This is a genomic window from Leisingera sp. S2M4 (assembly GCF_055398055.1).
Genome location: NZ_AP040861.1, coordinates 1323455 through 1342166, shown reverse-complemented (window position 1 = coordinate 1342166; position 18712 = coordinate 1323455). Strand labels below are relative to the sequence as shown.

Below are 18712 nucleotides of genomic sequence, written 5' to 3'. Positions count from 1 at the left end.
TGCTGACAGGAAATGGCAAAAGCAATGAGCGGACAAAATCCTGTGACTCCCGATGCCGAGGGCCTCGCAGCGGCGGCAAAAGCGGCCACGCGGGCGGCGGAAGAGGCGGCGGGTCAGGCGCCTGGCAAGGCCAGGAGCCTGCCGCCGGTGCACCTGTGGAACCCGCCGTTCAGCGGCGATCTGGACATCCGCATCGCCCGCGACGGCAGCTGGCATTACCTCGGCACGCCCTTTACCCGGTTCGAACTGGTGAAGCTGTTCGCCTCGATCCTGAAGCTGGAAAACGGGCGCTACTACCTTGTGACGCCTGCGGAAAAGGTCGGCATCACCGTGGAGGATGCACCCTTCGTGGCGGTGGATTTCGAGGTTGCGGGCGAGGGACGCGACCAGGTCATCACCTTTACCACCAATATCGGCGACACCGCCGCGGCCGGGCCCGAGCACCCGATCCGGGTGACGCGCGATGCCGCCAGTGGCGAGCCCTCGCCGTATGTGATGGTGCGCGCCGGGCTGGAGGCGCTGATTGACCGCAAAAGCTTCTACCGGCTGGCGGAGCTGGGCGAGCACCACGACGGATGGTTCGGCGTCTGGTCGCAGGGCGCGTTCTTCGGCCTGATCCCCTCGGCCGAGCTGGAGGCGGATTAGCCGTCGGCCGCGGCGCATTCTTAGGAAGAAAAGCGAAAATCCGCCGTTTTCTGGCCCTTGGCCTTCGCCGCCGTCGCGGCCTAAACCACCATGACGCCAGGAGATCGATATGCCCAGATTCGCCGCCAACATCTCGATGCTGTTTGCCGAGCTGCCCTATCTCGACCGTTTCCCCGCCGCCGCCGCCGCCGGCTTCGAGGCCGTGGAGATCCTTGCGCCCTACGAGCTTGCGGCCAAGGAAACCCAGCGCGCGCTGCTGGCCAACGGGCTGGAGCTGTTGCTGATCAATGCGCCGCCGCCCAATTATACCGGTGGCATGCCCGGCTATGCCGCGCTGCCTGAGGGCGTCGATCGCTTCCAGCGCGACATCCGCCGGGTGCTGCGCTATGCCGAGGCGCTGAAGGCGGGAAAGATCCACGTGATGGCCGGCTATGCCAAAGGGGCTGCGGCGCAGGCCACCTTCGTGCAGAACCTGCAATGGGCCGCCGACCGCGCCCCCAGGCAGCAGTTCACCATCGAGCCGCTGAACAGCGGCGACCAGCCGGGCTATTTCCTCGATGACTACAACCTCGCGATGGAGGTGCTGGCGGCGGTGGACCGGCCCAATGTGGGCCTGCAGTACGACGCCTACCACGCCCAGCTGATCCACGGCGATGCGGCGCGGGTCTGGGAGGAGTTCGGCGCCCATGCGGTGCATGTGCAGATCGGCGCGGCGCCTGCGCGTTGCGAGCCGGGCACCGGGCCGGTGGACTTCCAGGAGCTGTTCGCCGCGATCGACGCCAGCGGTTACGACGGCTGGGTGAGCGCCGAATACACTCCAACAACCCGGCGCACCGAGGACAGCCTCGGCTGGATGCGCTGAGGCCGCCGCGGCTGACAGCGCAGGCGCGGCCGCGCAGCCCCCTGTGCGCCACGGCAGTTTCCTTTTCCGGGCTATGCCTGCATATGAAGCCCTGCGTAGGAAGATCGCGGCAGGTGGTTCCGGCCGCTGCCGCCCGACGCTGCCAGAAGGAGACCGCCATGCTGCCAGCCCGTTTCGCCCCCATTCTGTTTGCCCTGCTCTTGTCGGGAATGATGTCCTGCATCGTCTCGGGCATTGCCACCCTGCGCGTGACCGGGCTCGACGGTTTCGCGACTGCCTGGATGGCGGCCTGGAGCTTCAGCTGGCCGGTGGCCTTTCCGACCGTGCTGGTGGTCGCGCCGATGGTGCGGCGCATGGTGGCGCGGTTGGTGCGCCAGCCGTCTGAGGGCTGAGCGAAGGGGAAGCGCTCCCGCCCGCGGCCCGCGGCATCAAAGATGCCGCCACCGCGGTTGGGCCGCGCACCGCTGGCGCGGTGCGGCTGGCGCCTGCTGCGCCTTCAGTTCAGGCAGAGAAACAGGTCGTAATTCCGCCCCGCCGCGCCATCCTTGCGGGTGGAGGCATGTTCGGCGCGTTTGCCATGGCCCTGCTGGCAGACCCGGTCGGCCTCGCCGCTGGCGGCGGCCAGCGCCCAGCGGCGCTTGTGATGCTGCTGGGTGGCAACGGTGACGCTGTCGCCGTTGTAGTGCGTCACGGCAGGTTTGATGTGATGCGCGCAACCGCCGACGGCGGCCAGCAGGCAGGCAAAGAGGATCTGTTTCAATGTCTTGCACCAAAAATAAACGGTTGAAAGAGCGGCCCGCCGGGCGGTGCCGGAACGCCTGCCTAAGACTTCCCCGCCCGCCCGCGGGATGTCAATGTGGCGTGTCCCGGCTGCCGCCTCGGCCCTGCTGCGCGGGTCAGATTATTGGCTGAGAAGCCCCTAAGGGCAGGCCTGCCCTTGAGGGGCGTTGTCCAGTGTTTTTGCGGCGGTCCGCGTCAAGGGCAAGCCGCGCGTCGCGCGGAGCCTGGCGGCTCCCTTGACCCGGCGAGGCGGCGTTGTGCTTCCGCTGAGCGGTGGTGCCGCGCCGCGCCAGCGGCGCCCGGCCCAACGGGATGAGATCGCAAAATCGAAGCCGGGCGGGAGCGCTGGCTGCCGCGGGCGCGGCTGGGGGCGGGGTCAGTGGGCCTCGGCCCAGTTCTGGCCGCGGCCAGCCTCCACCACAAGTTTCACGTCCAGATGAACCGCCGGGTCGGCGGCGTTTTCCATCACCTGGCGGGCGATCTCGATGGTTTCGTCGACTGCCGATTCAGGCACTTCGAACAGCAGTTCATCGTGCACCTGCAGCAGCATCCGGGCGGGCAGATGGGCGATGGCATCGGGCATCCGCACCATGGCGCGGCGGATCACATCGGCCGCCGTCCCTTGGATCGGCGCGTTGATCGCCGCGCGTTTGGCAAAGCCCGCCTTCGGCCCCTTGGCGTTGATCTCGGCGGTGTGGATCTTGCGCCCGAACAGGGTCTGCACATAGCCGTGCTCCTTGGCGAATTCCACCGTCTGATCCATGTAGCGGCGGATGCCTGGGAAGCGCTCGAAGTAGCGGTCGATGAAGCCCTGCGCCTCCTTGCGCGGGATGCGCAGGTTGCGTGCCAGGCCAAAGCCAGAGATGCCGTAGATCACACCGAAGTTGATCGCCTTGGCCTGACGGCGGATTTCCGGCGTCATCTCCTCCAGCGGCACGTTGAACATCTCCGACGCGGTCATCGCGTGAATGTCCTGCCCCTCGGCAAAGGCCTGCTTCAGCGCGTCGATGTCGGCCATATGCGCCAGGATGCGCAGCTCGATCTGGCTGTAGTCGAGCGCCAGGAGCACGTTGCCCTCTTCCGCCACGAAGGCCTCGCGAATGCGGCGACCCTCTTCGCTGCGGATCGGGATGTTCTGCAGGTTCGGATCGGTCGAGGCCATGCGGCCGGTGCTGGCCCCGGTCTGCGCGTAGGATGTGTGCACGCGGCCGGTTTCCGGGTTGATGTGGTCCTGCAGCGCATCGGTGTAGGTCGACTTCAGCTTCGACAGCTGCCGCCAGTCCAGCACCCGTGCGGGCAGGTCGTGTTCGGTCGCCAGATCCTCGAGGATGTCCGCGCCGGTGGAGAACTTGCCGTTCTTGCCGCGCTTGCCGCCGGGCAGCGACATCTTCTCGAACAGGATCTCGCCCAGCTGCGCGGGCGAGCCGACGTTGAAGCTCTCGCCCGCCAGTTCGTGGATCTCGGCCTCCAGCGCCGCCATCTTCTGGGCAAAGGCATTGGACATGCGGCTGAGCGTGTCGCGGTCCACCTTGATGCCGTTGCGCTCCATCTCGGCCAGCACCGGCACCAGCGGGCGCTCCAGCGTCTCATAGACGGTGGTGACGCGTTCCTGATGCAGCTGCGGCTTGAATTTCTGCCACAGGCGCAGGGTGATATCCGCATCCTCGGCCGCGTAGGGAACCGCATCCTCGATCGTCACCCTGTCAAAGGTGATCGCCGATTTGCCGCTGCCGAGCAGCGGTTTGATCGGGATCGGCGTGTGGTTGAGGTAGCGTTCGGACAGCGTGTCCATGCCATGGCCGTGCAGGCCGGCGTGCAGCGCATAGGACATCAGCATGGTGTCGTCGATCGGCGCCACCTGCACCCCGTAGCGGTACAGGATCTTGGCGTCGTATTTCATGTTCTGGCCGATCTTCATGATCGCCGGATCTTCCAGCACCGGCTTCAGCATCGCCACGGCCTCTTCCAGCGGCATCTGCCCCTCGGCCAGCCCTTCGCCGCCGAACAGGTCATCGCCGCCGGCCTTGTGCGCCAGCGGGATGTAACAGGCCTGACCCGGCTCCACGCAGAGCGAGATGCCGACCAGATCCGCCACCATTTCGTCCAGCCCGGTGGTTTCGGTATCCACCGCCACCCAGCCGCGGTGCCGGATGCGATCGATCCAGACCTGCAGGGCAGCGGCATCGCGCACGCATTCGTATCCGTCCCGGTCGAATGGTACCTCTTCCGGTGCCGGGACTGCTGCCGCGGCGGTCGCGGCGGCGGTGGCCGGTGCTTCGGGGATCGTCGGCGCGTCCATGCCCAGCTGATCGGCGAGCCGCTTGGTCAGGGTGCGGAACTCCATCTGCGACAGGAAGCCGAGCAGGGTTTCCGGGTCAGGCTCCATCACCTCGAGATCGTCGAGGGTGAAGTCCAGCTCCATGTTGCAGTCAAGCTGCACCAGCTTCTTGGACAGTTCGATCTGTTCGCGCTTTTCGATCAGCGTCTGCCGCCGCTTGGGCTGCTTGATCTCCTCGGCGCGGTCCAGCAGGTCTTCCAGCGAACCGAATTCGTTGATCAGAAGCGCCGCCGTCTTGATGCCGATGCCCGGCGCGCCCGGTACGTTGTCGACGCTGTCACCGGCCAGCGCCTGCACGTCCACCACCCGTTCCGGGCCAACGCCGAATTTCTCGCGCACGCCATCGGCATCGATGCGCTTGTTCTTCATCGCGTCGAGCATTTCGACCCCGCCGCCGACCAGCTGCATCAGGTCCTTGTCCGAGGAGATAATGGTGACACGCCCACCGGCCTCGCGCGCCTGGCAGGCGAGGGTGGCGATGATGTCATCAGCCTCGTAGCCCTCGATCTCCTTGCAGGCGATGTTGAAGGCGCGGGTGGCCTCGCGGGTCAGCGGAAACTGCGGCACCAGGTCCTCGGGCGCAGGCGGGCGGTTGGCCTTGTACAGGTCGTACATCTCGTTGCGGAAGGACTTGCCCGAGTGGTCGAAGATCACCGCCACATGGGTGGGCGCATCGGGGCCCTTGTTGTCCTCGACCTGCTTGAACAGCATGTTGCAAAAGCCCGAGACGGCGCCGATCGGCAGCCCGTCGGATTTGCGGGTCAGCGGCGGCAGCGCATGATAGGCGCGGAAGATGAAGGCCGAGCCGTCAATCAGATGCAGATGGCAGCCCTTGCCGAATTTTGTCCCGCTCATGGCCTGTCGCGCCCCCGTTTGCTTGCAGATCCGTTCGTGTTCTGTTTCCCGGTTATCGGTGATCCGGACAGGAAGGGCAATTGGAGTTTCGGGCGTGGCTGGCGGCTCGGCGCCCTTTGGCGCGAAGCGCCCGGCCGGGGCGGGCCGCGCGGCTCAGAATGCCCCCATCGCCAGCCCCGCCGCCAGCGCCTGGCCCAGCTCGCGGCAGGTCTGCAGCTCGGCCCCGGGAATCACCTTCTCGGCCAGGATCGCCTCGGGGGTCTGTGCGTGGGTGCAGATGATCAGGGGTGCCTGCACCGGTTTCAGCCGCCACCCCTGCGCGATGCGGGCGCATTGGCGCGCCGCGTTCTCACCGTCCGAGCCGGCGCAGACCATCTGCGCGTAGGGCCGCCCGTTCAGCTGCCCCAGCACCGGGTAATAGCAGCGGTCAAAAAAATCCTTCATCGGGCCGGACAGCGCTGCCAGGTTTTCCGGCGCACAGAAGAGATAACCATCCGCCGCCAGCAGATCCTCCGGCCCGGTGTCCTCGGCGCGCTTCAGGAGGGTCTCGGCCTCATCCCGCGCAGCGTCGCAGGCGGCCTCCGCCATCTGGCGGCTGCCACCGGTGCGGCTGTGGTATACGATCAGCAGCTGCGCCATCAGATGCCGCCGGGGCGCCCAGGCCCGCTATCAAGCCCGGTATCACGGGTCCGGCGGATGGCAGGCGTCACTGCGCCGCCTTGGCGACCTCTTCCTGCGCATCGGCGAGGATGAACTTGCAGTCGCAATAGGGGCATTCAACCCAGCCCTGGTCTTCGGGGATATGCAGGTAGACCCGCGGATGACCCAGGGCACCTTCGCCGCCGTCACAGGCGACGCGGGTTGTGGTGACGATACGCGTTTCGGGCGGGGCGATGGTCATGTCTGGCTATGTCTCACTGGCTTTGCGCACCGTGCCGGTGCGCGGTTTGGCGAACCATAGCGGCGGTGCCGCAGACGGGCAAGAGGGGCGGCGGCGCTTGACCGACCGGCTAACCGGGCCATTTCGTTGCGCAAAGCAGCGGCTGGCCAAGGAGATGCACATGGAGCCCGATGACAGCGGTGCCACCGACAGCGGCCTCGAGGAGATCGACGCCGACACCGGCAATTTCTTTGAAAAGCTCGATTCCTGGGTCGACGGTTTCTTCTCGCTGCTGCCCAACATCGGCATCGCCCTCGTGCTGCTGCTGGTCTTCTGGTTCGCGGCCGGCGCCATCGGGCGGCTGCTGTGCCGCATGGGCCACCGCCGCGACCGCCCCAGCCTGGGCGAGGTCGGCGGCGCGCTGGTGCGCTGGGCCATCATCATTGTCGGCGTCATGCTGGCGATCACCATCGTGGCCCCCTCGGTCACCCCGGGCGACCTGTTCGCCGGGCTGGGGATTTCCTCGGTGGCGATCGGCTTTGCCTTCAAGGACATCCTGCAGAACATGCTGGCGGGCATCCTGATCCTGCTGCGCCAGCCGTTCGAGGTCGGCGACCAGATCGTCTCGGGCGGCTACGAGGGCACGGTGGAGCGGATCGAGACCCGCGCCACCATGATCAAGACCTATGACGGCCGCCGCGTGGTGATCCCCAACGCCGACATCTATACAGACGCGGTGATCGTCAACACCGCCTTTGACAAGCGGCGCTCGCAATACGGGGTGCAGATCGGCTGCTCGGATGATTTCGACACCGCCTGCAAGATCATGGAGGAGACCTGCGCCGGCGTCGAAGGCGTGCTGGACGATCCCGCCCCCGAGGCGCTGCCTTGGTCGATGGATGCCGACGGCAACACCGTGCGGCTGCGCTGGTGGACCAAGTCGGTGCGCACCGAGGTCAGCCACACCTATGCCCGCGTCATCAAGGAAGTCTACAACGCGCTCGACAAGGCCGGCGTCGACATGCCCTATCCGACGCGGGTGCTGCTGTTCCACGACCAGACCGAGGAAACCGACGGCATCCGTGGCAAGCAGCGCGAAGGCTGGCCGCGCGCGCCCGAGGGCGAGCCGCCCGCAGCCGCCCGCATCGAATCCGCCCTGCGCCGCAGCCGTGCGGAGGATGACGGCCAGGGCCGGGACGGTCGGCAGGGCGAGGGCAGCGCCGACTGATTTCCCGGTTTCCGCCAGCGCCGATGCAGGGTATCCCGTGTTGCGTCAGCGGTCGCGCGCCGCAGCGGTTTGTCACGGGAGCGACGGGAATGAACACGGCGGCGATTGAAATCCGGGGCCTTCGCAAGGTCTATGCAGCCCAGAAAAGCAGCCCCGCCAAGGAGGCGCTGAAGGGTATCGATCTGGACATCCCGCGCGGCTCCGTCTTTGGCCTGCTGGGGCCGAACGGCGCGGGCAAATCCACCCTCATCAACATCCTTGCCGGGCTGGTGCGCAAGACCTCCGGCCAGGTGTCGATCTGGGGCTTCGACCAGGACGAGAACCCGCGCCAGAGCCGCGCTGCCATCGGGGTGATGCCGCAGGAGCTGAACCTCGACCCTTTCTTCACCCCGCGCGGCGCGCTGGAGGTGCAGGCGGGGCTATACGGCGTGCCCAAGGCGCAGCGCCACAGCGACGAGATCCTGGCGATGATCGGCCTCACCGACAAGGCAGAGGCCTATGCGCGCACCCTCTCCGGCGGTATGCGGCGGCGGCTTCTGCTGGGCAAGGCGCTGGTGCACCGCCCCTCGGTTCTGGTGCTGGACGAGCCCACCGCGGGCGTCGACATCGAGCTGCGCCAGATGCTGTGGGACAACATCCGCAAGCTGAACGCGCAAGGCATGACCATCATCCTCACCACCCATTACCTCGAGGAGGCCGAGGAGATGTGCGACGAGATCGCCATCATCAACCAGGGCGAGGTGGTGGCCCGCGACACCACCGCCAGCCTGCTGGGTCGACTGGATGCCAAGGCGATGGTGGTGCAGCCCGCCGCCCCGGTGGACCGGCTGCCGCAGGGCGAAGGCATCGAGGCCGCCCTGCGTGACGACGGCGCCGTGGTGCTGCGCTACCGCAGCCAGGTGACCAGCGCCGAGGAGGTGCTGGCCGCGGTCCATGCCGCCGGGATCAGCATCCGCGACGTGAAGACCGAGGAAGCGGATTTGGAAGACGTGTTCCTGTCGCTGACGAAATCCGCCTGAAGGCCGACCTGGCAGGGGAGGCGCGGCCCTCTGTATTCTGAGAGGTCAGGCGGAGCCATCCGCTGTCTCATGAAGCTCTGCCTATCCTCGGTCAATCCGCGCCTGATAGCAGTTGTTGCGGGCGGAGCGGACGTGGATATACGCCACCCGCTGATCCGCAAAGATCGCTTCGGCCTGCGCCATCATCTGCGCCTGCGGGATCACGAGGCCGGTGCCATAGACGATCCGGTGGTCGGCGCTGTAGCCCTTGATCAGGTAATCGGGAGAGCCCTCCAAGGCCTGCGGAATCCCGTCCCCCTCATGCCGCGCGCAAGGCTCGGCACACAGGAAGATCGGCCCGGTTTCGGCATAGGGCTGCGCCTGCGGAAAGGGGCGGTGGGCGAGGATCAGCATTTCAGCGCCTTCGGGAATGTACCGCTGGCAGTGGCGGCAGGGATTACCGCCGCCGTCTGATACAGTGTGCTCCGGCTGCTGGCCGTGGGCATCGGGGCCGCCCGCCTGCAGGGCGCGGACGATCTCTGTGGGCAGGGCGGTGATTCTGGGCATCGTGGGTCTCCTTTGCTGGCTGAACCTTGCCAGACACGCATCGCCGCAATCGACCCGGATCCTGCGCATCCCGCAGACAGGCGGGGGGCTCCCGCCAGTCCTGCGGGCATTGAAAATGCCCCCTGGCCTGTTGGGCCGGGCGCCGTGCTGACGCACGGCGCGGGATCACGTTCCGGCAGGACTCCACATGAGAACAAAACAAGAATATCATGCAGGTCATGTTTGCCGAGTTCGCCTGCCTGTCCAACTTCACCTTCCTCACCGGGGCCTCGCATCCGGAGGAATATGTGCGCCGTGCGTTGCTGCTGGGGATCGGCGCGATTGCCATCGCCGATGAGAACTCGGTGGCGGGGATCGTGCGCGCCCATGCGGAATGTCGCGACATTGCCCGCCGGGTGGCGGAGCGGCAGGCCTGGGACCGGCAGAACAGTCCGATCGGGCCGCCGCGCCCGGAGGGCCTTTCGCAGCCGCCCTCCTTTCCGGTCTACGGCACCGTGCGGCTGATCCCGGCGGCGCGGCTGGTCTTCACCGATGCGCCGCCGGTGATCGCCCTGCCGGTGGATCGCATCGGCTGGGGCAGCCTGACCCGGCTGCTGTCCACCGGACGGCTGAGGGCGGAAAAGGGCAGCTGTACCCTGCAGCTTTCCGACCTGATGGAATTCGCGGACGGGCTGCACCTGCTGCTGGTGCCGCAGGCGGAGCATCTGCCCGGCGGCGCGGGCGGGTGGGGGCCGCATGTGGAGCGGCTGACGCGCCGCTTTGGTGCCCGCATGCACCTCATGATGGCGCCCGCCTACGATGGTGGCGACCGGGCGCGGTTTGCGCAGCTGGCAGAGGCGGCCAGCCATCTGGGTCTGCCCCTTCTGGCCAGCGCCGCGCCGAAAATGCACCACGGCAGCCGCCGCTGCCTTGGCGATGTGCTGACCGCCATCCGGCTGCGCTGCAAGGTGGAGGACCTGGGCAGCGCCGCGATGGCCAACGGCGAGCAGCGGTTGCGCTCCGAGGCGGAGCTGCGCCGCCTGTTGCGCGATCATGAGCAGGCGGTGGACAATGCCGCCCGGCTGGCAGCACAGCTCACCTTCTCGCTGGATGAGCTGCGCTATGACTACCCGGACGAGGGCAGCGAGAGCGAGACGCCGCCGCAGCGTCTGCGCAGGCTGGCCGAGGAGGGGCTGAGCTGGCGCTACCCCGGCGGCGCGCCGCAGCGGGTGCGCGCGCTGCTGGAGCATGAGCTCACCCTGATCGCCAAGCTGAAATACGATCCCTATTTCCTCACCGTGCGCGACATCGTCGCCTTTGCCCGCTCCCGCGGGATCCTGTGCCAGGGGCGGGGGTCCGCTGCCAATTCGGTGGTCTGTTATTGCCTCGGCGTCACCTCGGTCAGCCCGGAACTGGGCACCATGGTGTTCGAGCGTTTCGTCTCCGAGGCCCGCGACGAGCCGCCCGACATCGACGTCGACTTCGAGCACGAGCGCCGCGAGGAGGTGATCCAGTGGATCTATGAACGCTACGGCCGCCACCGCGCAGGGCTGTGCGCGACGGTGATCCACTACCGCGGCAAACGCGCCATCCGCGAGGTCGGCCGCGCCATGGGGCTGACCGAGGACACGATCTCGGCGATGTCCTCGCAGCTCTGGGGCTTTTTCAGCACCCAGGGGGTGGAGGCCGAGCGCATGCGCGAGATCGGCCTCGACCCGGACAGCCGCCGCCTGCAGCTGACCCTGCAGCTGGTGGAGGAGATCATCGGCTTCCCCCGCCACCTGAGCCAGCACGTCGGCGGTTTTGTCATCACCCAAGGCCGTCTGGACGAACTGGTGCCGATCGAGAACGCCACCATGGAGGGGCGCACGGTGATCTGCTGGGACAAGGACGACATCGACACGCTCGGCATTCTCAAGGTCGATGTGCTGTCGCTGGGGATGCTCACCTGCATCCGCAAGGCGTTCGACCTGATGCGGCAGCACCACCAGCTGGACTACAGCCTCGCCACCCTGCCGCCGGAGGATCCCGAGGTCTACAACATGCTGTGCCGCGCCGACAGCATCGGCGTCTTTCAGGTCGAAAGCCGGGCGCAGATGAACTTCCTGCCCAGGATGCGGCCGCGCTGTTTCTATGACCTGGTGATCGAGGTCGCCATCGTCCGCCCCGGCCCGATCCAGGGCGACATGGTGCATCCCTACATCCGCCGCCGCAACAAGGAGGAGCCGGTGCATTTCCCCTCGGATGCGCTGGGCGAGGTGCTGGGCAAGACCCTCGGCGTGCCGCTGTTCCAGGAGCAGGCGATGCAGATCGCCATCGTCGGCGCCGGGTTTTCGCCCGAGCAGGCCGACCGGCTGCGCCGCTCGCTCGCGACGTTCAAGAAACACGGCAGCGTCAGCGAATTCCGCAGCCTGTTCCTGCGCGGCATGGCAAAGAACGGCTATGACACGGAGTTCTCCGAGCGCTGTTTTTCCCAGATCGAGGGCTTTGGCTCCTACGGATTCCCGGAAAGCCACGCCGCCAGTTTCGCGCTCTTGGTCTATGCCTCGGCCTGGATCAAGTGCCACCATCCGGGCATCTTTGCCTGCGCGCTTTTGAACTCACAGCCGATGGGGTTCTACGCGCCTGCCCAGATCGTGCGGGATGCCCGCGCGCATGGGGTCGAGGTGCGGCCGGTCTGCATCAACAACTCCTACTGGGACAACGTGATGGAGCCGGATGGCCAGGGCGGGCTGGCGCTGCGGCTGGGGTTCCGCCAGATCAAGGGGCTGCGCGACGAGGATGCCGCCTGGCTGACGGCGGCGCGCGGCAACGGCTACCACGAGGTCGAGGACGTCTGGCGCAAGGCAGGGCTGGCGCCGCCGGTGATCGAGCGGCTGGCCGAGGCGGATGCCTTTGCCGCGCTGGGCCTCAGCCGGCGCGAGGCCTTGTGGGCGGCCAAGGCGATCACCGCCCGCAAGCCGCTGCCGCTGTTTGCCCGCGAACTGGAGGGCGAGGGGATTTACGAGCCCGCCGCCGATCTGCCGCAGATGGGGCTGGGCGAAGAGGTGGTGGAGGATTACGTCGCCATGCGGCTGTCCTTGCGCGCCCATCCGGTGGCGCTGATCCGGCATCTGCTGACGCCGCAGAACACGGGCGGCGGTGCCGGTGGCAGCCCGGGGAGTGAGTATTTGGGGAAAGATGAAGCCCGGCGGCAGGGGCAAACCCGCGGGCGGGCGCGCCGATAAGGCAGCCTGCGGCCGCAATGGCGGTTCACCCCGGCGCGGCGAGGCGTTAGAAGGTGGGCAACACAGCCTGTCCCGGAGATGATCTGATGAGCGTACCCAAACCCGTTGTCCTGTGCATTCTTGATGGCTGGGGCAGCGGCGCGCCGGGCGCGGCCAATGCGCCGCATCTGGCCCATACCCCGACCTTCGATGCCATCATGGCCAAAGGCCCGGTGGCCAGCCTGATCACCCATGGCCCCGATGTGGGGTTGCCCAGTGGCCAGATGGGCAACTCCGAGGTGGGGCATACCAACATCGGCGCGGGCCGGGTGGTGGCGATGGACCTGGGCCAGATCGACCTTGCGATCGAGAATGGATCCTTCTTTGACAACAAGGCGTTGCAGGATTTCATCGCGCGGTTGAAGGACAGCGGCGGTGCCGCGCATCTGATGGGTCTGGTCTCGGACGGCGGCGTGCACGGGCATCTGACCCATATCGTTGCGGCGGCGCGCGCGATCACCGATGCCGGGGTGCCGGTCTGGCTGCACGCGATCACCGACGGGCGCGACGTGGCGCCGAAATCGGCCTACGGCTATTTCAGCGAGCTGGAGGACAGCCTGCCCGAGGGCGCGCGCATCGCCACCGTCACCGGCCGCTATTTCGCCATGGACCGCGACAACCGCTGGGAGCGGGTGTCGGAGGCCTATGCCGCGATGGTGCGCGCCGAGGGGCGCAAGGCGGCCAGCGCACATGGGGCCGTGGACCATGCCTATAACCAGTCCGAGAGCGATGAGTTCATCGGCGCGACCGTCCTGCCGGGGCATGAGGGCATCCGGGACGCGGACGGGTTCTTCTGCCTCAACTTCCGCGCCGACCGGGCCCGCGAGATCCTGCGCGCCATCGGCGAACCGGGCTTTGCCGAGTTCGACGTGGGCGAGCGCCCGAAGCTGGCGGCGCTGCTGGGCATGGTGGAATATTCCGAGGGCCACAACACCTATATGACCACATGCTATCCCAAGGCGGCGATCGTCAACACGCTGGGGGCCTGGGTGGCCAAGCAGGGCAAGCGCCAGTTCCGCCTGGCCGAGACCGAGAAATATCCGCATGTGACCTTCTTCCTCAACGGTGGCAAGGAAGAGCCGGAGGCGGGCGAGGATCGCTACATGCCGAAATCGCCCAAGGTGGCGACCTATGATCTGCAGCCGGAGATGAGCGCGCCTGAGGTGACCGAGAAATTCGTCGAGGCGATCGGGGCGGGCTATGACCTGATCGTGACCAATTACGCCAATCCCGACATGGTTGGCCACACCGGCGATCTGGCGGCGGCGATCAAGGCCTGCGAAGCGGTGGACCAGGGGCTGGCGCAGGTCGTCGCCGCGCTGGAGAAGGCCGGCGGCGCGATGATCGTCACCGCCGACCACGGCAACTGCGAGGTGATGGTCGACCCGGAAACCGGCGGCGCCCATACCGCTCACACGCTGAACCCGGTGCCGGTGGCGCTGGTTGGCGGGCCGGAGGGGGCCCGCTTGCGGGACGGGCGGCTGGCGGATCTGGCACCGACCATCCTGGAGCTGATGGGGCTGGAGCAGCCCGAAGAGATGACCGGGCAGAGCCTGCTGTCATGAGCATGCGCGCGGCGTTTCTGTCGCTGGTTCTGCTGGCCGCGCCGCTGCGCCTGGCGGCGGATCCGGCAGAGGCTGCGCGCGAGGCGGCGGCGCAGCTGGAAGCCGCGTCGGTGCAATTGCAACAGGCAGAGAGCTCCCGCGATCGGGTGAAGGCGCTGACCTCCACCGTGCAGGCTTTCGAGGCGGGGCTGGCGGCGATGCGCGACGGGCTGCGCCGGGTGGCGCGGCGCGAGGCGCAATTGTCGGCGCAGCTGGCGGCGCGGCGGGACGAGGTCTCGGGGTTGCTGGGGATCATCCAGACGATCGAAACCTCGCCGCCGCCCGTGCTGATGGTGCATCCGTCCGGCCCCCTGGGGGCGGCGCGCTCGGCGATGATGCTGGCCGAGGTGACCCCGGCCCTGCATGCCCGCGCGCAGGAACTGAAGGCGGATCTGGAAGAGGTGCAGAGTCTGCGCCTGCTGCAACAGAGTGCCGCGCGCACGCTGGAGGAAGGGCTGAGCGGTGTGCAGGCGGCGCGGGTGCAGCTGTCGACGGCGATTGCCGACCGCACCAGCCTGCCGCGCCGCTTTACCGCCGACCCGGTGCGGACCGCGATCCTGATTTCCTCGACCGAGACGCTGTCCGGCTTTGCCGACGGGCTGGCCGATATCGCGGAGGGCGAGATTGCCGCCAGCAGCGCCGACATCAGCGACCTGCGCGGCACCCTGCCGCTGCCGGTCGAAGGGCTGGTTCTGCGCGGCTACGGTGAGCGGGATGCGGCCGGCATTGCCCGTCCGGGGTTGCTGGTGGCGGCGCGTCCACGGGCGCTGGTCACCGCGCCGACGGCGGCCACCATCCGCTATCGCGGGCCGCTTCTGGACCTGGGCAACGTGGTGATTCTGGAACCGCAGCCGGACACGCTGTTCATCTTTTCCGGTCTGGCCGAGGTCTTTGGCGAGGCGGGGGAGGTGATTCCGGAGGGCACCCCCGTCGGGCTGATGAGCGGAGAAAATCCCAAGCCGGACGCAATTCTTTCACTAAGCGGTGAAGGGGGTGGAACTGACCGGACAGAAACGCTCTATATAGAGGTGAGAATGGACAACAGCCCGGTGGACCCGGAAACTTGGTTCCGCACTGGAAAAGGTGGATGAAGGCTTGATGAAAAAATTTGCGATGGCCGCCATTGGCGGCACGCTGGCAGGGATCGTTGCAACAACCTATGTCGCAGGCCCCTTGCTGGCGCAGGAGGGCGCGCGCGAGGCTAATGTCTATGAGCAGCTGGACCTGTTCGGGGACATCTTTGAACGCATCCGGGCGCAATATGTGGAAGAGGTCGACGAGAAGGAGCTGATCGAAGCGGCGATCGGCGGCATGCTGACCTCGCTCGACCCGCACTCCAGCTACCTGTCGCCGGATGACGCCGACCGCATGCGGGTGCAGACCCGCGGCGAATTCGGCGGTCTCGGCATCGAGGTCACGCAGGAAGAGGGCTTCGTCAAGGTCGTCTCCCCCATCGACGGCACCCCGGCGGATGAGGCCGGCATGGAAGCCGGCGATTTCATCACCCATGTGGATGGCGAAAGCGTGCTGGGCCTGTCGCTGGACGAGGCGGTGACCATGATGCGCGGGCCGGTGGGCTCGGAGATCGTCATCACCGTGGTGCGCGAGGGCGAGCCGGAACCCTTCGACGTGTCGATCATCCGCGACACCATCAAGCTGACCGCGGTGCGGGCGCGCACCGAGGGCGACACCGTGGTGATGCGGATCACCACCTTCAACGATCAGACCACGCCGAACCTGGAAGCCGGGCTGAAGAAGCAGATCGAAGAGGCCGGCGGCATGGACAATGTCAACGGCATCGTGCTGGACCTGCGCAACAACCCCGGCGGTCTGCTGACCCAGGCGATCAAGGTGGCGGATGCCTTCCTCGATTCCGGCGAGATCGTCTCGACCCGTGGCCGCAACCCGGAAGACGGCGAGCGTTTCAATGCCACGCCGGGCGACCTGGTCGAGGGCAAGCCGATCGTGGTGCTGATCAACGGCGGTTCGGCCTCGGCCTCGGAGATCGTGGCGGGCGCCCTGCAGGACCATCGCCGCGCCGTGGTGGTGGGGACACGCTCCTTCGGCAAGGGGTCGGTGCAGACGGTGATGCCGCTGAAGGGGGAAGGCGCGATGCGGCTGACCACGGCGCGGTATTACACGCCGTCGGGACGGTCGATCCAGGCGCTGGGCGTGAGCCCGGACATCGTGGTGGCGCAGCCGCGTCGCTCGCCCGCGAATGAGGAGGAGGAGGACAATCCCCGCCGCTCCCGTTCCGAAGCAGATCTGCGCGGCAGCCTGAACAACGATTCGCTGAGCGAAGACGAGATCCGCCAGATCGAAGCCGAGCGCGAAAAGGCCGAGAAGGCGGCGGAGTTGCGCGAGCAGGATTACCAGCTGGCCTATGCCATCGACATCCTGAAAGGGATGGTGGCGCTGGAAACCAAATAATCCGGCTGCATGCAGCCAGCAGCAAAGGGGCCGTCCGGGAGGGCGGCCTTTTTCATGTTGGGCGAGGGGGTTGCCCTCGGTCGGTCGAAGGGTCCGGGTCGTTCCGCTGGTGGGCCGGTAAGGAAGGTGGCGGCGCCGCCGGGGGAGGTTGGACAGGCCCCCGCGGGGGCTGCTCGGACAAGCTGGCTTGTGCGACCCCCTTTTTATCGGGGCCGGTCTCCGGGTGTGTTGCGCAGGCAGCACCACAGATGCCTGCACCTGGTATCACGGCCGTTCGGCCATGGCGGGTGATCGATCGGCAGACAGTCTGGCACATGGGGATGAGGTTTCCGTGAAGCCGCCGTACGCCGGGGGCGCAACACGGGGGGGCGGAGCCCAGCCGCCGGCCCGTGAGCGGGCGCAGCTGGCGGGAATTTGACAATCAACGCCCGATCTTCGGCGCACAGGTGGGGCAGGCGGGGCTATGCTGGGGCATGATGTTTGACCTGCCTGATTCCCACACCCTGTATCACGCCCTGCTGGACCGAAACGACGCCTACGAGGGGCGCGCCTATGTCGGCGTGACCTCCACCGGCATCTTCTGTCGGCTGACCTGCCCGGCGCGCAAGCCCAAGTACGAGAACTGCCAGTTCTTCGCCACGCCCGGCGCCTGCATCGAGGCAGGCTTTCGCGCCTGCAAGCGCTGCAAGCCGCTGGCGGCGGCGGCCGGGGATGATCCGATGGTGCAGGATCTGCTGGCCCGGCTGGAGGCCCGCCCCGCCTACCGCTGGGGCGAGGGGGATCTGGTACGGCTGGGGCTAGAGCCTTCGACCGTGCGGCGGGCCTTCAAGCGGCATTTCGGGATGACGTTCCTCGAGATGGCGCGTCAGCGCCGCCTGCGCGAAGGCTTCACCGCGCTGACCGCGGGTGAGCCGGTGATCGCGGCGCAGATCGATGCCGGGTTTGAAAGCGCCAGCGCCTTTCGCGCGGCATTTGCGAAACTGGTGGGGATCGCGCCCGGCGCCTTTCGCCGCGATGCGCTGCTGTTGGCGGACTGGATCGACACGCCGCTGGGCGCGATGATCGCGATCAGCTGCAAGCACCAGCTGCATCTGCTGGAATTTGCCGACCGCAAGGCGCTGCCGCGCGAGGTGGCCAGGCTGCAGAAGGCGCAGCCCGGAGGCTTGGGCTTTGGTCGGCCGCCGCCGACACAGCAGATCGCCGCGGAGCTGCGCCGGTTCTTTGCCGGGGAAAGCGCGGAGTTCCAGACCCCGCTGGCGCTGCACGGCACCGCCTTTGAGCGCGAGGTCTGGCGCTATCTGCTGACCATCCCGGCGGGCGAGACGCGCAGCTATTCGCAGATTGCCTCCGATCTGGGGCGGGCCTCGGCGACGCGGGCGGTGGCGCGGGCCAACGGCAGCAACCAGCTGGCGCTAGTGGTGCCCTGCCACCGGGTGCTGTCGGCGGACGGGTCGCTGACCGGCTATGGCGGTGGGCTGTGGCGCAAGCAGCGGCTGATCGAGATTGAAACAGGCTACAGACAGAGGGTGTCCGCATGACATATTCCGACCGCGCCAGGGCCTTTGCGGCCCTGCATCAGCCGGGCGATCCGCTGGTGCTCTACAATATCTGGGATGTCGGCAGTGCCCGCGCCATTGCCGGCGCAGGCGCGCGTGCGCTGGCGACCGGCAGCTATCCGGTGGCGATGGCGCAGGGGTTCGCGGATGGCGAGCAGGTGCCGCTGGACTATGTGCTGGACAATGCGCGCCGCATCATCGCCAGCATCGACCTGCCGGTGACCATCGATTTCGAGGGCGGCTATGCCCGCGCGCCCCGGCAGCTGACCGCCAATGTGAGACGATTGGCCGAAACCGGCGCGGTGGGGCTGAATTTCGAGGATCAGGTGGTCGGCAGCGACCGGATCTACTGCCTCGAGGAGCAGGCCGAGCGCGTCGCCGCGGTGCGCGCGGGCCATGCCGACATTTTTGTCAACGCGCGCACGGATCTGTTTCTGAAGGAAAAAGACAGCAGCAAACATGCAGACCTGCTGACCGAGGCGCTGGAGCGCGCCGCCGCTTATGCCGAGGCCGGGGCTGATGGCTTCTTCGTGCCGGGACTGTCGAACCCGGATCTGCTGGCGCGGGTCTGCGAGGGCTGCGCGCTGCCGGTCAATGCCTTCATGCGCGGCGTCACACTGGCGCAGGCGCGGCAGGCCGGGGTGGCGCGCGCCAGCTACGGGCCGATCCCGCATACCCGGCTGATGCAAGTGCTGGCGGAACATTTCCAGGCCCTGGAGTAGGC

General features: G+C 67.4%; 16 protein-coding genes. 11 read left to right on the top strand and 5 right to left on the bottom strand.

Features of this window, described 5'->3' with window-relative positions:
- Window positions 1-24 precede the first annotated feature (24 nt).
- The 3 genes from ACZ52D_RS06605 to ACZ52D_RS06595 all read left to right on the top strand — a co-directional run bounded on the left by ACZ52D_RS06605 (window position 25) and on the right by ACZ52D_RS06595 (window position 1899).
- On the top strand, window positions 25-645 hold the full coding sequence (locus tag ACZ52D_RS06605) for a DUF1285 domain-containing protein (protein WP_464442908.1): 621 nt from the start codon (window positions 25-27) through the stop codon (window positions 643-645).
- Between the two features lie 109 nt (window positions 646-754).
- Window positions 755-1507, top strand: coding sequence for a hydroxypyruvate isomerase family protein (locus tag ACZ52D_RS06600; protein WP_222454635.1), 753 nt, complete (start codon window positions 755-757; stop codon window positions 1505-1507).
- Between the two features lie 158 nt (window positions 1508-1665).
- Entirely contained in the window at window positions 1666-1899 is a 234-nt protein-coding gene (locus ACZ52D_RS06595) for a DUF2798 domain-containing protein (protein ID WP_464442907.1), read from the top strand.
- Window positions 1900-2003: 104 nt separating this feature from the next.
- Here ACZ52D_RS06595 and ACZ52D_RS06590 read toward each other — a convergent pair whose 3' ends face one another.
- From ACZ52D_RS06590 to ACZ52D_RS06575, 4 genes are all read right to left on the bottom strand, one after another.
- Window positions 2004-2267, bottom strand: coding sequence for a hypothetical protein (locus ACZ52D_RS06590; protein ID WP_464442906.1), 264 nt, complete (start codon window positions 2265-2267; stop codon window positions 2004-2006).
- 396 nt (window positions 2268-2663) lie between these two features.
- Window positions 2664-5480, bottom strand: a complete 2817-nt coding sequence (gene polA, locus ACZ52D_RS06585) for a DNA polymerase I (RefSeq protein WP_464442905.1) — start codon at window positions 5478-5480, stop codon at window positions 2664-2666.
- Between the two features lie 153 nt (window positions 5481-5633).
- Window positions 5634-6119: a flavodoxin family protein gene (locus tag ACZ52D_RS06580; RefSeq protein ID WP_464442904.1), complete on the bottom strand. Its 486-nt coding sequence runs from the start codon at window positions 6117-6119 to the stop codon at window positions 5634-5636.
- 67 nt (window positions 6120-6186) lie between these two features.
- Complete coding sequence (locus ACZ52D_RS06575) at window positions 6187-6381, bottom strand: zinc-finger domain-containing protein (RefSeq protein WP_222454640.1); 195 nt, start codon at window positions 6379-6381, stop codon at window positions 6187-6189.
- 160 nt (window positions 6382-6541) lie between these two features.
- Between ACZ52D_RS06575 and ACZ52D_RS06570 the strand changes: the two genes are divergently transcribed.
- Window positions 6542-7588 carry a mechanosensitive ion channel family protein gene (locus ACZ52D_RS06570; protein WP_464442903.1) on the top strand — a complete coding sequence of 349 codons (1047 nt, stop codon included), beginning with the start codon at window positions 6542-6544 and terminating at the stop codon, window positions 7586-7588.
- An 89-nt stretch (window positions 7589-7677) separates the two neighbouring features.
- Window positions 7678-8607: an ABC transporter ATP-binding protein gene (locus ACZ52D_RS06565; RefSeq protein WP_222454642.1), complete on the top strand. Its 930-nt coding sequence runs from the start codon at window positions 7678-7680 to the stop codon at window positions 8605-8607.
- Between the two features lie 81 nt (window positions 8608-8688).
- Here ACZ52D_RS06565 and ACZ52D_RS06560 read toward each other — a convergent pair whose 3' ends face one another.
- Window positions 8689-9153, bottom strand: a complete 465-nt coding sequence (locus ACZ52D_RS06560) for a DUF1203 domain-containing protein (protein ID WP_464442902.1) — start codon at window positions 9151-9153, stop codon at window positions 8689-8691.
- A 218-nt stretch (window positions 9154-9371) separates the two neighbouring features.
- Between ACZ52D_RS06560 and ACZ52D_RS06555 the strand changes: the two genes are divergently transcribed.
- From ACZ52D_RS06555 to ACZ52D_RS06530, 6 genes are all read left to right on the top strand, one after another.
- The gene (locus ACZ52D_RS06555) at window positions 9372-12359 is read left to right on the top strand and encodes an error-prone DNA polymerase (RefSeq protein ID WP_464443121.1); all 2988 of its coding nucleotides are present in this window, start codon (window positions 9372-9374) and stop codon (window positions 12357-12359) included.
- 86 nt (window positions 12360-12445) lie between these two features.
- Window positions 12446-13963: a 2,3-bisphosphoglycerate-independent phosphoglycerate mutase gene (gene gpmI, locus ACZ52D_RS06550; protein WP_464442901.1), complete on the top strand. Its 1518-nt coding sequence runs from the start codon at window positions 12446-12448 to the stop codon at window positions 13961-13963.
- Window positions 13960-15093 (top strand): murein hydrolase activator EnvC family protein, encoded by a 1134-nt coding sequence (locus ACZ52D_RS06545; protein ID WP_464442900.1) that lies wholly within the window; start codon window positions 13960-13962, stop codon window positions 15091-15093. Before gpmI ends, ACZ52D_RS06545 begins: the two co-directional genes overlap by 4 nt.
- Before the next feature lie 7 nt (window positions 15094-15100).
- Window positions 15101-16432, top strand: coding sequence for a S41 family peptidase (locus ACZ52D_RS06540; RefSeq protein WP_222454647.1), 1332 nt, complete (start codon window positions 15101-15103; stop codon window positions 16430-16432).
- Window positions 16433-16905: 473 nt separating this feature from the next.
- The gene (locus ACZ52D_RS06535; RefSeq protein WP_464443120.1) at window positions 16906-17970 is read left to right on the top strand and encodes a bifunctional transcriptional activator/DNA repair enzyme AdaA; all 1065 of its coding nucleotides are present in this window, start codon (window positions 16906-16908) and stop codon (window positions 17968-17970) included.
- Window positions 17967-18710 (top strand): isocitrate lyase/PEP mutase family protein, encoded by a 744-nt coding sequence (locus tag ACZ52D_RS06530; RefSeq protein WP_464442899.1) that lies wholly within the window; start codon window positions 17967-17969, stop codon window positions 18708-18710. The genes ACZ52D_RS06535 and ACZ52D_RS06530 overlap by 4 nt, the downstream gene beginning before the upstream one ends.
- Window positions 18711-18712: the final 2 nt, after the last annotated feature.

What these genes read in the sequence shown, in the direction of transcription:
- ACZ52D_RS06565 (WP_222454642.1), top strand. Translation starts at nt 7,678, where the DNA reads ATGAACACGGCGGCGATTGAAATCCGGGGCCTTCGCAAGGTCTATGCA.
- polA (WP_464442905.1), bottom strand. Translation starts at nt 5,480, where the DNA reads ATGAGCGGGACAAAATTCGGCAAGGGCTGCCATCTGCATCTGATTGAC.
- ACZ52D_RS06580 (WP_464442904.1), bottom strand. Translation starts at nt 6,119, where the DNA reads ATGGCGCAGCTGCTGATCGTATACCACAGCCGCACCGGTGGCAGCCGC.
- ACZ52D_RS06530 (WP_464442899.1), top strand. Translation starts at nt 17,967, where the DNA reads ATGACATATTCCGACCGCGCCAGGGCCTTTGCGGCCCTGCATCAGCCG.
- gpmI (WP_464442901.1), top strand. Translation starts at nt 12,446, where the DNA reads ATGAGCGTACCCAAACCCGTTGTCCTGTGCATTCTTGATGGCTGGGGC.
- ACZ52D_RS06605 (WP_464442908.1), top strand. Translation starts at nt 25, where the DNA reads ATGAGCGGACAAAATCCTGTGACTCCCGATGCCGAGGGCCTCGCAGCG.
- ACZ52D_RS06545 (WP_464442900.1), top strand. Translation starts at nt 13,960, where the DNA reads ATGAGCATGCGCGCGGCGTTTCTGTCGCTGGTTCTGCTGGCCGCGCCG.
- ACZ52D_RS06570 (WP_464442903.1), top strand. Translation starts at nt 6,542, where the DNA reads ATGGAGCCCGATGACAGCGGTGCCACCGACAGCGGCCTCGAGGAGATC.
- ACZ52D_RS06555 (WP_464443121.1), top strand. Translation starts at nt 9,372, where the DNA reads ATGTTTGCCGAGTTCGCCTGCCTGTCCAACTTCACCTTCCTCACCGGG.
- ACZ52D_RS06600 (WP_222454635.1), top strand. Translation starts at nt 755, where the DNA reads ATGCCCAGATTCGCCGCCAACATCTCGATGCTGTTTGCCGAGCTGCCC.
- ACZ52D_RS06535 (WP_464443120.1), top strand. Translation starts at nt 16,906, where the DNA reads ATGATGTTTGACCTGCCTGATTCCCACACCCTGTATCACGCCCTGCTG.
- ACZ52D_RS06575 (WP_222454640.1), bottom strand. Translation starts at nt 6,381, where the DNA reads ATGACCATCGCCCCGCCCGAAACGCGTATCGTCACCACAACCCGCGTC.
- ACZ52D_RS06595 (WP_464442907.1), top strand. Translation starts at nt 1,666, where the DNA reads ATGCTGCCAGCCCGTTTCGCCCCCATTCTGTTTGCCCTGCTCTTGTCG.
- ACZ52D_RS06560 (WP_464442902.1), bottom strand. Translation starts at nt 9,153, where the DNA reads ATGCCCAGAATCACCGCCCTGCCCACAGAGATCGTCCGCGCCCTGCAG.
- ACZ52D_RS06540 (WP_222454647.1), top strand. Translation starts at nt 15,101, where the DNA reads ATGAAAAAATTTGCGATGGCCGCCATTGGCGGCACGCTGGCAGGGATC.